This is a genomic window from Dactylosporangium sp. NPDC050688 (genome assembly GCF_040654515.1).
Taxonomy (GTDB): Bacteria; Actinomycetota; Actinomycetes; order Mycobacteriales; family Micromonosporaceae; genus Dactylosporangium.
Window position 1 is genome coordinate 200836 of record NZ_JBFAIC010000003.1, and the last position, 14852, is coordinate 215687.

12 protein-coding genes are annotated in these 14852 nt (G+C 73.6%); 6 read left to right on the top strand and 6 right to left on the bottom strand.

The features are described from left to right. Nucleotides 1–37: 37 nt before the first annotated feature. Entirely contained in the window at nucleotides 38–877 is an 840-nt protein-coding gene (locus tag AB0H83_RS05105; protein WP_360087033.1) for an alpha/beta hydrolase, read from the bottom strand. Between the two features lie 126 nt (nucleotides 878–1003). Between AB0H83_RS05105 and AB0H83_RS05110 the strand changes: the two genes are divergently transcribed. Beyond that, a complete protein-coding gene (locus AB0H83_RS05110) occupies nucleotides 1004–2167 on the top strand; it encodes a hypothetical protein (protein ID WP_360087036.1) in 1164 nt (387 codons plus the stop codon). Nucleotides 2168–2242: 75 nt separating this feature from the next. On the opposite strand, the gene AB0H83_RS05115 is transcribed toward AB0H83_RS05110, so the two are convergent. After that, nucleotides 2243–2650: a hypothetical protein gene (locus AB0H83_RS05115; RefSeq protein WP_360087039.1), complete on the bottom strand. Its 408-nt coding sequence runs from the start codon at nucleotides 2648–2650 to the stop codon at nucleotides 2243–2245. A 110-nt stretch (nucleotides 2651–2760) separates the two neighbouring features. On the opposite strand from AB0H83_RS05115, the gene AB0H83_RS05120 reads away from it, so the two are divergent. Then, nucleotides 2761–4011: a serine hydrolase domain-containing protein gene (locus AB0H83_RS05120; protein ID WP_360087042.1), complete on the top strand. Its 1251-nt coding sequence runs from the start codon at nucleotides 2761–2763 to the stop codon at nucleotides 4009–4011. Between the two features lie 22 nt (nucleotides 4012–4033). Here AB0H83_RS05120 and AB0H83_RS05125 read toward each other — a convergent pair whose 3' ends face one another. Both AB0H83_RS05125 and AB0H83_RS05130 read right to left on the bottom strand, forming a co-directional pair. Then, nucleotides 4034–4288, bottom strand: coding sequence for an acyl-CoA-binding protein (locus tag AB0H83_RS05125; RefSeq protein WP_360087045.1), 255 nt, complete (start codon nucleotides 4286–4288; stop codon nucleotides 4034–4036). A gap of 9 nt (nucleotides 4289–4297) precedes the next feature. Beyond that, complete coding sequence (locus tag AB0H83_RS05130; protein WP_360087048.1) at nucleotides 4298–4645, bottom strand: MmcQ/YjbR family DNA-binding protein; 348 nt, start codon at nucleotides 4643–4645, stop codon at nucleotides 4298–4300. A 137-nt stretch (nucleotides 4646–4782) separates the two neighbouring features. On the opposite strand from AB0H83_RS05130, the gene yicI reads away from it, so the two are divergent. Further along, the gene (gene yicI / locus AB0H83_RS05135) at nucleotides 4783–7131 is read left to right on the top strand and encodes an alpha-xylosidase (protein ID WP_360087051.1); all 2349 of its coding nucleotides are present in this window, start codon (nucleotides 4783–4785) and stop codon (nucleotides 7129–7131) included. 42 nt (nucleotides 7132–7173) lie between these two features. Here the strand turns inward: yicI and AB0H83_RS05140 are convergent, their stop codons facing one another. Further along, a complete protein-coding gene (locus AB0H83_RS05140) occupies nucleotides 7174–8547 on the bottom strand; it encodes a LacI family DNA-binding transcriptional regulator (RefSeq protein ID WP_360087054.1) in 1374 nt (457 codons plus the stop codon). Nucleotides 8548–9269: 722 nt separating this feature from the next. Between AB0H83_RS05140 and AB0H83_RS05145 the strand changes: the two genes are divergently transcribed. Then, nucleotides 9270–10676 (top strand): condensation domain-containing protein, encoded by a 1407-nt coding sequence (locus AB0H83_RS05145; RefSeq protein WP_360087057.1) that lies wholly within the window; start codon nucleotides 9270–9272, stop codon nucleotides 10674–10676. Nucleotides 10677–10835: 159 nt separating this feature from the next. On the opposite strand, the gene AB0H83_RS05150 is transcribed toward AB0H83_RS05145, so the two are convergent. Beyond that, nucleotides 10836–12500: a hypothetical protein gene (locus tag AB0H83_RS05150; protein WP_360087060.1), complete on the bottom strand. Its 1665-nt coding sequence runs from the start codon at nucleotides 12498–12500 to the stop codon at nucleotides 10836–10838. Between the two features lie 133 nt (nucleotides 12501–12633). On the opposite strand from AB0H83_RS05150, the gene AB0H83_RS05155 reads away from it, so the two are divergent. Further along, nucleotides 12634–13293, top strand: a complete 660-nt coding sequence (locus AB0H83_RS05155) for an MCP four helix bundle domain-containing protein (protein ID WP_360087063.1) — start codon at nucleotides 12634–12636, stop codon at nucleotides 13291–13293. A gap of 285 nt (nucleotides 13294–13578) precedes the next feature. Further along, nucleotides 13579–14829 (top strand): family 16 glycosylhydrolase, encoded by a 1251-nt coding sequence (locus AB0H83_RS05160; protein ID WP_360087066.1) that lies wholly within the window; start codon nucleotides 13579–13581, stop codon nucleotides 14827–14829. Nucleotides 14830–14852: the final 23 nt, after the last annotated feature.

The following is a 14852-nucleotide window of genomic DNA, read 5'->3' on the forward strand; positions in this document are numbered from 1 at the left end:
CGCCCGGACGGGCGACGGGGACCCGGGTGCGGGTGCCTCAGCAGGCGTTGCTGCGGAAGTCGGACACTGCCAGCCCGCCGAAGCCGCAGGTGTACGGCGTGAACCGGGCGTCCTGGTTCAGCCAGCGCTTGAACCACGACACCAGCGCGCGGGACGTGGTGGCGTCCGTCGTCTGCGGGAAGAAGTGGCTCGCCCCGGTCAGCTCGACGTACGTCTTCGGCCCGCCCAGGCTGTTGTAGAACGGCACCGAGTGCGTGGCGACCGGCGCGATGGCGTCGAGCTGACCGCCCACGATCAGGACCGGCTCGTTGACGTTGTTCCAGGTCTTGTCCGTGTTCCAGGGCGCGAGCGGCACCCCGGCCTTGACCAGGCCGCTGGTGTCGGCGGCGAGCGCCTCCAGGGTGCCGCCACCACCCATCGAGTGGCCGGCCACGCCCCGGCGGCTGCCGTCGGCGCGGGACCGCACGGCGGTGGAGGAGGAGTTCACGGCCCAGTTCAGCGCGGCGAGCAGCTGGTTACCACGGCTGCCGGGCTGGTCGTAGATGCTGTTGGTCTCGATGCCGACGACCACGAACCCCCACGAGGACAGGCGCGGGCCGATCCAGGAGAGGCTCGACCAGGTGGCGGTGAACCCGGGCGAGACCGCGATCACCGGGTACCGGCCGGTGGCCGTCGGGTAGTACACCCGGCCGCCGCCGAAGCCGGAGACCAGGCTGGAGATGCTTTCCGACGTGGTCGCGAAGCTGCCGTTGCCGGTGATGTTGGCGGCGGTGGGTGCCTGGCCGATCTCGTCAGCGAGCGCCGGGGCGGCGACCGCGGCGACCCCGCCGCCCATGAGCGTGAGGACGACGGCCAGCCTGAACAGGATGGTTCGCAACGCTGCACTCCTCTCGAAACACCTTCGTAACTTCGATGGGTGTCAGTGTGTGCAGGCGGTGCCCCCGGGTGTATCGGCGAAATCACCGGTGTTCGGCGATGAACCCCGGTTCGGTACCGTTCGGGCATGATCAGCGTCGGGGCCGCGGTCGACCTGCTCGTCGTCGGCTCGGTCCTCGGCGGGGTGGCCCTGGTGCTGCGCCGCCCGCCGCCCGCGCCGCCCGGCACCGGCCGCGGACCAGGGTTCTGGCTGGCCGCCGTCGTCGCCGCGGTCTACCTCAACCAGGTGCTGTTCACCGTGTACGTCCTGCGCGTGCACGACGGCGACCCGGCGTTCATCGCCCGCTACCTGCCACCCGGCTGGTTCGACCTGGCCGGCGGCGGCGCGGTGCAGGCCGTCGCGGCGGCGTTCCCGGCGCCGTGGCTGCTCGCCGTGAGCGTCCTGCGGGTGCAGGCCATCCTGGAGCTGCCGTTCGTCGTCCTCGCCTACCTGTGCGTGTGCCGCTGGCTCGACCCGGTCCGCGCCCGGGTGCTCACCACCCCGGCGGTGCTGTGGGCGGGGTGCGTGGCGTACTCGGTCGTGTTCGGGCTGGTCGAGTGGGGGCTGCGCAACCCGTACACGGTCGACGACCTGGTGCTGCGGGGCGTGTCCTGCGTGGCGACCGCGCTGCTGGTGGGCCGGTGGCGTCCCCGGCCCGCGCTGCCGGCGCCGCGGACCGCGGTGGACGTGCTGCTGGCGGTCGGGTCGGCCGCGGCGCTCGGGGTGCTGGTGCTGCTGGTGTATGACACCGCCCTGCTCTACAACCTCGGCCACGTGCCCCGGCTGCTGCCCGTCGCGGCGGTGGCGGGCGGTGCCCTGGCCGGCGCCCGCCTGCTCGCCCACCGCCGCGCCGCGAGGCCGGGGCCGGCGGCGGGGCCGGCGGTGGCGACGGTGTCAGGGGCACTGGCGTGGTTCGCGGCGCTGTTCTTCGTGCCGGCCCTGCCCGTCCGGTACGCCCTCGACCTCGGCACCCTGTGGCTGGCCGTCGCCGGGACCGCCCTCGTCGCCGGGGTCGCGGTCGTGCTGGCCGCGCGGGACGCCGTCGCCGGGCTGAAGGACGCCCGGCGGTCGGTCGGCGGGTGGCTGGCGCAGGTGTCGGCCGCCGCGATGGCCGGGCTGGCTGCGGCGACCGGGGCGCTGCTGCCGCCGCCGACGTACCCGGAGGTGCGGATCCTCCTCGCGGCGGCGCTGTTCCTGACCGCGGCGACCGCCACGTGCGCGGCCACGGACGCCCTGCTGCGCCGCGCATAGGCGCCCTCCGGCATCGGCTCGGCGAAGGCGCGCGACGGTCACCTGGCACTGCTGACCGGAAGTACGACCGCGGGTTCAGCGGGGAGTGATCAGCCTGGCGCGGATGCGTTGCAGCAGCGACGGCCGGGCGGCCGGTGCGGCAGCCGGTCCAGCAGCGGCGGGGGCGGCGGGGAAGGTGCCGGTGTCCTCGCGGATCACGGTGCCGGTGCCCGGGGGTGCCGGCCGGGACGGGCGCGGTCCGGCGGTGGGTGCGTCCGCGGGGTGCACGGTGACGCCGTGGAAGTGACGCACGCCGTCGGCGGTCCCGGTCTTCGTCCACTCGCCCCCGCCGGTGCGGTCGTGGCCGGGCAGGCGCCGGCCGTACCAGTCGAGGACCGCGTCGACGGGGGCGGCCGTGGCGAACCAGGTGGTGGTGATGTGCCCGCCGGTGGCGGCGTAGGTACGCAGCGTGTCGAACGGCGCCGCGCCGGGGAAGTGCGTCACCGGCGCCAGCGTAGGCCACCGGAATCAAGGTGCACGGGTAGTGCCGAAAGCGCCGGCTGCGGGTGTATCGTCGGCGCACGCCGCTCCAGGCGCCGCCGCAGGAGGCCGTCATGGTGTTCAAGGTGGATGTCCCGCCCGCCCTCGTCCAGGGCGACGTCGACGAGGGCTACGGCCCGGTCGCCGACGCGTTCCGGCGCAACTTCGCCGAGCGCGGCGAGATCGGGGCGGCCTGCGCCGTCTACCGCGACGGGCGCAAGGTGGTCGACCTGTGGGGCGGCTACCGCGACGGGCGCACCCGCGCGCCGTGGCTGCGCGACACGCTCGTCACGGTGTTCTCCACCACGAAGGGCGTGTCCGGCCTCGCGATCGCGGTCGCGCACTCCCGGGGCTGGATCGACTACGACGCGACCGTCGCCACGTACTGGCCCGAGTTCGCCCGCAACGGCAAGGAGGGCGTGACCGTCCGGCAGCTCCTGGCGCACCAGGCCGGGCTCGCCGCGATCGACCGGCCGCTCACCGTCGCCGACCTCGCCGACCTCGACGTGGTCGCCGGCGCGCTCGCCGAGCAGCGCCCGGCGTGGGAGCCCGGCACCCGGCACGGCTACCACGCGATCTCGCTCGGCTGGTACGAGGGCGAGCTGCTGCGCCGCGTCGACCCGGCGGGACGGTCCCTCGGCCGGTTCTTCGCCGAGGAGATCGCCGCGCCGCTCGGCGCCGAGTTCCACGTCGGCGTGCCCGACACCGTGGACCCGGACCGGATCGCGTTCATCCACGGGTTCCAGCCGGCGGAGCTGCTGCTGCACCTGGGCACGATGCCGCGCGCGTTCGTGTTCGGGTTCCTCAACCCGCGCAGCGTGACCGCGCGCTCGTTCGCCAACCCGAAGGTGCTGTCGCAGACGGGCAACTACAACCTGCCGGAGGTGCGCCGCCTGGAGCTGCCCGCCGCCAACGGCACCGGCGAGGTCCGTGCCGTCGCCCGCGCCTACGGCGACGCGGCCACCGGCGGCACGGCGCTCGGCCTGAAACCGTCCACATTGGACGCACTGGCCCGCCCGGCGGAGCCGCCCAGCGGCGGGCTGCTCGACGTGGTGCTGCGGGTGCCGACGGTCTTCTCGCTCGGCTACCTGAAACCGTTCCCGCGGCTGCGGTTCGGCGCCGCCGGCGACCGGGCGTTCGGCACGCCCGGGGCGGGCGGGTCGTTCGGCTTCGCCGACCCGGAGACCGGCGTCGGCTTCGCCTACGCGATGAACCGCGCCGGCTTCCACCTGTGGGACGACCCGCGCGAGCTGGCGCTGCGCGAGGCGCTCTACCGCACCGTGCTCGGCGAGCGCCCCCAGCACCCGGACCCGGACCCGCGCTGAGGCATCGCGCGGGTGGGGGCGCTCAGCCGCGCAGCTGCTGGACGAGCGCGACGTACTGCCGCTGCGCGTCCTCCTGGCCGGTGCCAGCGAGCGCCTTCCAGGCGTCGTACTTGGCGCGGCCCACCATGTCGAACACGCCGGGGCGCTTGCCGCCGGCGTCGCCGTGCGTGCCCTGCTTGTACAGGGCGTACAGCCGCAGCAGCACGTCGTTGCCGGGGCGCTGGTCGAGCTGCTTGACGTCGATCTGGGCCTGCTCGAACTCCGCGGTGAGTGACATGCCCGCAGACTAGCCGAAGGGCAGCGGGTGACCCTCGACGAGGGACTCCGGCGCGGACAGCTGCCACGCCTCATACAGCAGCTCACCCAGCTCGACGGCGTCGATGCGCTGCAGGTACACCACCACCCACCCGAACCCGCCGGAGGTGAACTGCACCTCGAACACGTCGGGGCGCTCCGCGACCAGGGCGAGCTGCTCCGACAGGGTCTGCTTCAGCCCGGTGGTGTGGGTGCGCGGCCAGAAGTAGCCGAACCGCCGGCCGCGCACGCTGAAGGACGTGTAGTCGGCGGCGTGCGCCCGCTCGACCTCGGCCAGCTGGTCGACCATCGCCAGGAACTGCGCATCCGCAACCGCCACCGTCGCATTCTCGCGCACCGGTGGAAGTTTCACGGCCCCGCCCGGGCCGGTCACGGGCGGGCGGGCCGGACGATTGACACGCCGGTGGCCGGTTCGTAGCTTCACAGTCGAAGCGCTTCGACAAGATGGGGCCGCGCATGAAGTTCAGCGACGGGTACTGGCAGCTGCGCGACGGGGTGCACGCGCTGTATCCCGTGCACGTCCGTGACGTGGCCGTCGGTGCGAACAGCCTGTCGGTGTACGCGCCGACCCGCCGGGTCACCGGCCGCGGCGACACCCTCAACACGCCGCTGATCACCGTCGAGTGCACGACTCCGGCGCCGGACGTCGTCGCGGTGCGGGTCAGCCGGCACACCGGCGGGCGGGCGCGCGGGCCCCGCTTCCGCGTCGAGACCGACCCGGCCGCCGACGGCAAGGTGACCCGCGACGAGGACACGGTCACGTTCACCGCCGGTGCGCTCAGCGCGCGCTTCGCGCTCGGCGAGCAGTGGCGGCTGGACTTCCTCGCCGAGGGCCGGGTGCTGACCACCAGTGCGCCGAAGGCGCTCGCCGCGCTGCGCACCGGCGACGGGCACTTCCTGCGCGAGCAGCTGAACCTCGGCGTCGGCGAGGTGGTGTACGGCCTCGGCGAGCGCTTCGGCCCGCTGGTGAAGAACGGCCAGACGGTCGACATCTGGAACGCCGACGGCGGCACCAGCAGCGAGCAGGCGTACAAGAACGTGCCGTTCTACCTGACCAGCGCCGGCTACGGGGTCTTCGTCGACGACCCCGGCCCGGTCTCCTTCGAGGTCGGCTCCGAGGTGGTGTCCCGGGTCCAGTTCAGCGTCCCCGGCCAGGTCCTGTCCTACCTCGTCGTGTACGGCCCGACCCCGCGCGACGTGCTGCGCAAGTACACGGCGCTGACCGGCCGCCCGGCGCTGCCGCCCGCCTGGTCGTTCGGGCTGTGGCTGTCCACGTCGTTCACCACGTCCTACGACGAGGCGACCGTCACGTCCATCGTGGACGGCATGGCGCAGCGCGGGCTGCCGCTGTCGGTGTTCCACTTCGACACGTTCTGGATGCGCGAGTTCCACTGGTGCGACTTCGAGTGGGACCCGGTGACCTTCCCCGACCCGGCCGGCATGCTGGCCCGGCTCAAGGCGAAGGGGCTGCGCGTCTGCGTGTGGATCAACCCGTACATCGCGCAGCGCTCCGCGCTGTTCGACGAGGGCGCCGCGGCGGGCCATCTCGTGCGGCGCGCCGACGGCGACGTGTGGCAGTGGGACCAGTGGCAGGCCGGGATGGGCCTGGTGGACTTCACCAGCCCCGGGGCGAGGGCCTGGTTCCAGGACAAGCTGCGCGCCCTGCTCGACCTCGGCGTCGACTGCTTCAAGTCCGACTTCGGCGAGCGGATCCCCACCGACGTCGTGTGGGCCGACGGCGCCGACCCGCTGCGGATGCACAACTACTACACCCACCTGTACAACGAGGCCGTCTTCGAGGTGCTGCGGGAGCGGCGCGGCGCCGGCGACGCGGTGCTGTTCGCCCGGTCCGCGACCGCCGGCGGCCAGCAGTTCCCGGTGCACTGGGGCGGCGACTGCTCCGCGACGTTCGAGTCGATGGCCGAGAGCCTGCGCGGCGGGCTGTCGCTGGCGATGTCCGGGTTCGGGTTCTGGAGCCACGACATCGGCGGCTTCGAGGGCACCCCCGACCCGGCGGTGTTCATCCGCTGGATCCCGTTCGGGCTGCTGTCCTCGCACAGCCGCCTGCACGGCAACGAGTCCTACCGGGTGCCGTGGCACTTCGGCGACGCCGCCGTCGACGTGCTGCGCGAGTACACCCGGCTCAAGGCGCGGCTGATGCCGTACCTGTACGGCGCCGCCGTCACCGCGCACCGCGAGGGCCTGCCGGTGCTGCGGCCCCTCGCCCTGGAGTTCCCCGACGACCCGGCCTGCGCCCACCTGGACCGGCAGTACATGCTCGGCGGCAGCATCCTCGTCGCCCCGGTGTTCAGCGCCGCCGGCGACGTCACCTTCTACCTGCCCGCGGGGCGGTGGACCGACCTGCGCAGCGGGGAGGTGCTGACCGGACCGGGCTGGATCCGCCGCCGGTACGGCATCGGCGACCTGCCGGTGCTGGCCCGGCCCGGCTCGGTCGTGCCGTTCGGCGCGCGCGACGACCGCCCCGACTACCCATACGCCGACGGCGTCACCCTGCGGGTCTTCGAGCTGCCCGACGGCGCGGGCACGACCGTGGACATCCCTTCGCCGCAGGGCCGGCTCAGCGACACCGACGGCGCGACCTTCACGGTGCGCCGGGCCGGGACGACCGTCGAGGTGCGCCGGGATCACGGGAGCCCGGTGCCCTGGCGGGTGCAGCTGGCCGGCATCGCGGCGGTGGCGGCCGTCGATGCCGGCCGGCTCACTCCCACCGTGACCGCCGACCCCGCCGGGGTGATCGTCGCCGCGTCCGCGGACACCGGGCAGGTGACCGTGCACCTGCGCTGACCGCCGGCGCCGGCTGGTGCTGGGCTTTGCTCCGGGTGTGTGTCAGCGCCGCCGCGGTCCGGACCGGGTGTTCCGGGCCGCGGCGGCGCTGTCGCGGACCGTCAGCGCCGGCGGCAGCAGCGTCGCCTCCGGCACCGCCCCGCCGTCCAGCTGCGCCATCAGCAGCTCGACCGCGCGCCGGCCGACCTCCTCCGCGGGGATGCTCACCGACGTGAGCCGCGGCTTGCCGCGCTCGGCCAGGTCGTCGGGGCAGATCGCGACCACCGACACGTCCCGCGGCACCCGCCGGCCGAGCGCGGCGAACGCGTCCAGCAGCGGCGGCACCGTCGGCTCGTTGTGCACCACGACGCCGGTCAGGTCCGGGTGGGCCCGCAGCAGCCCCGTCACCGTCTCCAGCACCGCGTCCGGGGTCGGCTCGCACGGCACCGTCGTGCCCCGCAGCCCGCGCCGCCGCAGCGCCTCGTCGAACCCCGCGGCGGTGCGGCTGGCGAAGCCGAGCTCCCGCTCGTACACCTCCGGCGGCGAACCGACCAGGGCGACGCAGCGGTGCCCGAGGTCGGCGAGATGCTCCACGCAGGCCGCGCCGGCCGCCGTGAAGTCCAGGTCGATGCAGGTGAGCCCGGCGGCGTCGGCGGGGAACCCGATGAGCACCGACGGGCGGCCGAGGGTGCGCAGCCGGGGCAGCCGCCGGTCGTGCAGCTCGACGTCCATCACGATGAGCGCGTCGGCGAGCGAACTGGCCGCGACCCGCTCGATGCCCTGCTCGCCCTCGTCCTGGGTGAGCAGCAGCACGTCGTGGTCGAACCGCCGCGCCGCCGTCACCACCGACGTCACGAACTGCATGAGCACCGGCACGTACAGCCCCGTGTACAGCGGCATGATGAGCGCGATCACGTTGGATCGGTTGCTGGCCAGGGCGCGGGCCCCGGCATGCGGGTGGTAGCCGAGGACCTCGATCGCGGCGAGCACCCGCTGCCGGGTCACCTCGGAGATCGTGCGCTTGCCGCTCAGGACATAGGACACGGTGCTCGGGGACACCCCGGCCTGTCGTGCCACGTCACCGATCGTCGCCATGCCACCCCGCCCGTCGCCGCGCCGGCCACTGTGGCCGGTCGCCGCTGTCCAGCCCACCGCCACGACAATATGCGACAGCCCCACGCGCCCCGCCCCGCCGCGCTTCTGGGGCACCCGCCGAACGGCCTCATGCGACAGCCCGGCGCCGTAGGGTGAGAGGCGGCTGGCGCCGGTGCCGGTGCCTGTGACGGCGTGCGCCGGGCCGGTGCCGGTGTGCGCCGCGTGCGGGAGGTCGTGCGCCGCGTGCGGGACGTCGTGCGCCGCGTGCGGGACGTCGTGCGCCGCGTGCGGGACGTCGTGGCGGGCGCGACCGGCCGCGAAACTTCCGCGCGCCGGGGCCACCTTTGTGCCCGTCCCACCGCTGGTCCCGCTCGTTCCGGCCGCGTGGTGGTGAGGTCATCCCGGCGACCACGTCACAACTTGGATCACGGGCCGTCATGATCCAAGTCGCCCCGAAGCCCGCCATGATCGGCCACCGACGCACGCCATGATCGAAGGAGCGGAGCGGCCATCCCGGTGACCATTCAGCGACTTGGATCACGACCGCTCGGTGATCCACGTTGTCCTGCGGCCGTGCGGACGCCTCCGCGGCCTGCCCGGCACGGCCCCACCGCCCAACCGGGCCGGGCTTGTCCGCTGCCGGACCGGCCTCGTCCACCGCGGTCCACCTGGCGTGTCCCTTTTCGTCCTCGTGGTGCGGAAATTTCAGGACCGATGCGAATTGACGCCGGTTAACACAACTGATGGATTATGCTCAATGTAAGACACAAATATGTCCCCCTTGCGGGCACCCTCTTCCGGGTACCATGAATGCGGACATTGGCCCCAATTGATGGCGGACCAAACGCCACGCCCTTCCGTCGCAGGCTTTGAAAACGCTAGCCTTGCGGGCATTGCCGGACGCCCCGCGACCGCCTCTGCGGATCGACGGGCAGCCATGCGAAAGGGGGCAGACCATGAAGGCCGTGCGCTCGCTCTGACGCTGACAGCTGCCGCCGGCGGCGTTTTCACAAACGGCGCCGGCGCAGGTCCACCGCCATGCATCGGAAGAACTGGAATTCCTCGTGACACAGCGGATCACGGTCCCCTTCGAAGGGGAAGGCAGCGGGGCCGGGGAGCTCACCTGGGGTCAGTTCGCCGCGTGGCGCTCGATGCAGGTCGTCGAGGCCACCGAATGGGCCGGCGGCACGATGCCGCTGGCGGCCGGCACGACCGTCCGGGACGTCGTGACCACGCTCGGGTTCATCATGAGCCGGCACCAGTCGCTGCGGACCCGCCTGCGCCCCGCCGGCGACGGGCCGCCCGAGCAGGTCCTGTCCAGCTCCGGTGCGATCACGCTCGAGGTGTACGACGACGACGGCGACCCCGAAGCCCTCGCCGCCACGATCCGGGCCCGGTACGAGGCCGCGCCCTGGGACCCGTACACCGACTGGCCGGTGCGGATGGCGGTCGTCGCGGATGCGCAGGACCCCGGCCGGGCGCTGTGGTTCGTCGCGCTGTACTGCCACATGGTCATCGACGGCTACGGGTTCGAGGCGCTCATCGCCGATCTCGCCAACCTCGACACCGCCACGGGCCGGCACCTCGCCCCGGTCGCCGGCGTCCAGCCGCTCGAGCTCGCCGCGGCGCAGCAGGGGCCCGCGGCCCGCCGGGCGCATCAGGCGTCGCTGCGGTACTGGGAGAAGCAGCTGCGCGCGATCGAGCCCCGGCGCTTCCCGGTCGAGCTGACGCCGCAGCCCGAACGGTGGTGCGAGGCGACCCTCAGCTCACCCGCGACGCACCTCGCCCTCGCCGCGGTCGCCGCGCGCGCGAAGGTGCACAGCGGGACGATCCTGCTGGCCGCGTACGCCGTCATGCTCGGCCGCCTGTCCGGCCATCCGGTCGGCGCGTTCCGCATCGTGGTGAGCAACCGCTTCCGGCCGGGGTTCGCCGAGTCCGTCAGCAACCTGGCGCAGGCGGGACTCGCCGTCATCGACACCGGCGGGTGCACGTTCGACGAGGCGGTCGCCCGGACGTTCAAGAGCCAGCTCACCGCCGGCATGTACGCCTACTACCACCCCCGCGACCTGTGGGCGCTCGTCGCGCGGGTCGGCGCCGAACGGGGCGTGGACCTCGACACCGGCTGCTACTTCAACGACCGCCGCCGCTTCGCCGCCCAGGTCCCCGCCCTGGACGTGCCGGCGCCGGCGCGGATCACCGCCGCCCTCGCCGGCAGCGCGCTGCGCTGGGGGCCGAGCTCCGACGAGTGGGACGCGACCTGCTTCCTGCACGTCGACGCTGCCGTCGACGCGGTCGAGCTCACCTGGCGGGTCGACACGGCGGCGGTCTCCCCGACGATGGTGGAGACCTGCCTGCGCGGCATCGAGTCCCTCATCGTGACCGCCGCCCTCGACCCTGCCCCGTCCGGTCCGGCCGCCACGGTGGCCGGACCGGACGCGGGCGTCCCCGTGGCGGCCGTCCCCGCGGGCTGAGGCGGCGCCGCGGGCCGCGATCACCCGCCGCGGCGGCGGCAACGGTGACGGCAGAACGCGACGGCGACAGCGACGGAAACGGCGACAGCGGCGGCGACGGCAGAACGCAACGGCGACGGCGACGGCAAACGCGAAGGCGAAGGCGACGGCGTGGGGCGGTCAGCGGCGGGTGAGCCAGGCGCGCAGGTTGGCCACCCACAGCGCCACCGCGCCGGCGGCCAGCAGGGCCGCCACGGTGACCCGCCAGTGCTGGGCGGCGGTCTCGACCAGGGTCCAGCCGGTGAGCAGTACCACCGCCGCCATGACCCCCAGTCGCAGCAGGCGCAGCAGCCGGGCCCGCGCCGCGGCCTCCACCGCGACCAGCAGCGCCAGCAGCGCGACGACCGACCAGAACACGCCGAGCGGCGGGTTGAGCACGATCAGCGCCGCGCCGCCGAGGACCACCGACGCCGAGACCGCCGACCACAGCACCAGGAACCGGCGCCTGGCGGGCCCCGGCGGCGCGGCGAGCCGGTGGGTCGCGGCGGCCGGCGCCGGCGGCGGGTCGCCGTCCTGCAGCGCCACCCGCTCCGCCTGCAGCCGCTCCAGGTCCGGGTCGGGGTGGGCGTCGGCGGGGCGACCGGCCGCCCGCGCCGCGGCCCGCTCGCGGCGGGCCCGCTCGCGGTGCCGGTCGATGAGCGCGGTGACCTCGCGCAGCCGGGCGCCCGCGGCGGCGTCCGGGTCCGGGCCCTCCGCGTCCAGGCCCGCCCACGTGACCGGGTACCCCCACGACGCCCGCACGGTCCCGTCGCGTTCGTAGCGGGGGCCGGCCGGGGCGCGTTCGCCGCCGAAGCGGTCCTCGGTGTCCAGGCCCCACAGCCCGCGGTAGTCCCGGACCCAGGGCGTGTCGTCGCCGATCAGGACCGGGGTCCACGCGAGCCGCTCGCCGGGGCCGATGCCGGGGCCGTCGCCGCGGTGGTAGTCCAGGAACGGCAGGCCGAACCCGGGCCCGGCCGGTGCCGCCGGGTCGGTGCCGACCAGCCGCCGCGCCGCGCGCCACCAGGCACCAGCGGTCTCCAGCCACGGCCAGCTGACCGTGGTGACGTAGTCGCCGCGCCGGTACGCGCCCGCGTGCGACCCGGCGCCGGCGTAGACGACGGGGTGCTCGCCGACGCGTTCCAGCTCCGGGTCGTCCCAGCGGCGGCGCAGCTCGGGGCCGAGCTTGTCGTGGCTGGAGAAGACCACCCAGGCGGGCGGCCCGCCGGGCTCCGCCACGAACACGGTCACCTGCTCCCAGTCGGCCTCGTGGTCGTTGACGCCGCCGAACGTCGAGCGCCAGTCGTTCATGGCGTAGAAGAACCAGTACTGCAGGACCAGGTACCCGCCGTCGCGCGACACCCGGCCGTAGTAGGGGCGGACGTCCGGCTCGGGCCGCGCGGCGTAGCGGACCTGCGCCGCGGCCCGCGTCCCGCCGGGCACGGTCCCGCGCACCAGCAGCGACATGCGCAGCGCCGCGTCGACGAGCCGGGCCGCCAGCCCCACCGCGGCGAGCCGGTCACCCGGCCGGAACATGGTCGTGCCGGCGTCACGGCGCCAGCTGCGGTACGCCTGCCCGCGCAGCGGGCGCTCGACGAACCGCAGGTGCAACGGCTCGCCCCGCAGCCGCCGGCCGTGCTCGGCGAGCCCGTCGGCGTCCAGGCCACCGGCCGGCACCAGGCACCCCGGGCCGCGCCACAGCGAGGCGGCGCGCAGGAACCCGTCGACGGCCGTCGGCAGGAACAGCTCACCCGCCGTGTAGCGGATGACCGGTTCGTGCCGGGCGAGCAGCCGCAAATCGTCGGACATCACGTCGTACTACCCGGGTGAACGGGCCACGGGGGCGATTGCCCGCATGAACGGGATTTTCCCTCAACGCCGCCGCGGCCCGGCCGATGCTGCGGATAGCCCCTATTTCCCGCATCCGCGGCAAGGATGACACATGCGCACTGGCACGAACTCCGTCGAGGTCACCGTCCGCCGCGGCGCACTGGTCGGCTGGGTGGCCGACCGGTCCGTCGGGACCAAGAACCTGATCGGCATCGCCCTCATGGCGCTGGTCGCGATCGGCGTCGGCATCCTGTCGATCACGAGCATGGCGCAGCTCAACGACCGGCTCGGGCAGCTCAAGTCGCGACACCTGGAGAGCATCGAGCAGCTCGTGGTCATCCGGCAGGGCGTCAGCGAGAACTACCGGGGCCAGTCGCTGTTCTCGTGGTCGGCGTACGACCCGTCGGTGGCGCCGCGGGCCGACAAGGCGGTCGAGGACGGCGACGCGATGATCGACGCGGCGGTGGCGAAGTACCGGACCCGCCTGGCCGGCTCCGCCGCCCGCGAGGCGGCGCTCAACGACTTCGCCAAGGCCTGGACCGACTACAGCAACCTCCGCGACGTCGTGGTCTTCCAGAAGACGGCGCCGGCCGGCGCGACGGTGCCGACCGACCCTGCCGCGCGCAACACCCTGTGGCAGGATCTCGAGGGGCAGATGAACACCGCCCTGGCGAAGCTGCAGCAGCAGGAGATCGTGGAGTCCGGGCGGCGAACATCGCGGGCAACATCGCCGGGGTGGCCGACGCCGCGGACACCACGACCGCGACCCTGAGCGAGGTCGACGCGACGGTGGCCGAGCTCAACGGCCTGGCGTCGGACCTGCAGCGGGCGGTCGGCCGGTTCCGCATCTGACCGTTGCGCAGCTGGCGGTTGCGCAGCTGACCGCTCCGCAGCTGACGGTTCCGTTCGGCGGCGACCACCGAGAGCAGGCAAGACACCACTGAGAGCGCTTTCTTGACGCGGTGGGCGGCGAGTTTGTAGGTTCGACCAAAGTCAATCTGTGAAGATTGCTTACGGTAACCGTACGGACGCCGCCAAGTCCTCGGGAGGTCGCCCAATGCACCTGCGCGTCAAGGCCCGCACCCTGCTCATGCTGGGTGCCATTGTGATCACGTTCCTCACCGCGGTCGCGGTGCGGGACGCCGGCACCAACGCGGCCCAGGCCGCCATCGGCGGGCTCACCTGGTCCGACGAGTTCGACGGGCCGGCCGGCAGCGCCCCCAACGGCAGCAAGTGGAAGTACGACGTCGGCGGGGGCGGCTGGGGCAACAACGAGCAGCAGTACTACACCACCAGCACGAGCAACGCCTCGCTCAACGGCGCCGGGCAGCTGGTGATCACCGCGCGCCGGGAGAACCCGGCCAACTACCAGTGTCACTACGGCACGTGCCAGTACACCTCGGCCCGGCTGCTGACGGCGGACCGGTTCACCCAGACGTACGGCCGATTCGAGTCGCGCATGAAGCTGCCGCGCGGCCAGGGCATCTGGCCGGCGTTCTGGATGCTCGGCGCGGACATCGGCAGCAACCCATGGCCGGGCAGCGGCGAGATCGACATCATGGAGAACATCGGCCGCGAGCCCAACCAGGTGCACGGCACCATCCACGGCCCGGGCTACTCCGGCGCCGAGGGCATCGGGGCCGGCTACAGCATCGGCGCGCCGTTCGCCGACGCGTTCCACACGTTCGCCGTCGAGTGGGAGCCCAACGTCATCCGCTGGTACGTCGACGGCAACCTGTACCAGACCCGGACCCCCGCCGACCTGGGCGGCGACCGCTGGGTGTTCGACCACCCGTTCTTCATGCTGCTGAACCTCGCGGTCGGCGGCTACTGGCCGGGCTACCCCGACGGCACCACGCAGTTCCCGCAGACGCTCACCGTCGACTACGTGCGCGTGTACGGCTACACCAGCGGCGGTGGCGGCGGGACCGCCGGACCGATCATCGGCCAGGGCAGCAACCGGTGCATCGACGTGCCCAGCGCCAACGCCGTGGACGGCAACCGGCTGCAGATCTGGGACTGCAACGGCACGGGCGCGCAGCAGTGGTCGTTCAACTCGGACGGCTCGGTGCGGGCGCTCGGCAAGTGCATGGACGTCTCCGGCGGCTCCACCGCCGACGGCGCGGTCGTGCAACTGTGGACGTGCAACGGCACCGGCGCCCAGAAGTTCACCCTCAGCCCGGCGGGCGACCTGGTGAACATCCAGGCGAACAAGTGCGTCGACGTGCAGAACGTGGCCACCGCCAACGGCTCGAAGCTGCACATCTGGACGTGCAACGGCGCCAGCAACCAGAAGTGGCGCCGGTAGGCAGGTAGGTGGGTGCGGTGGCG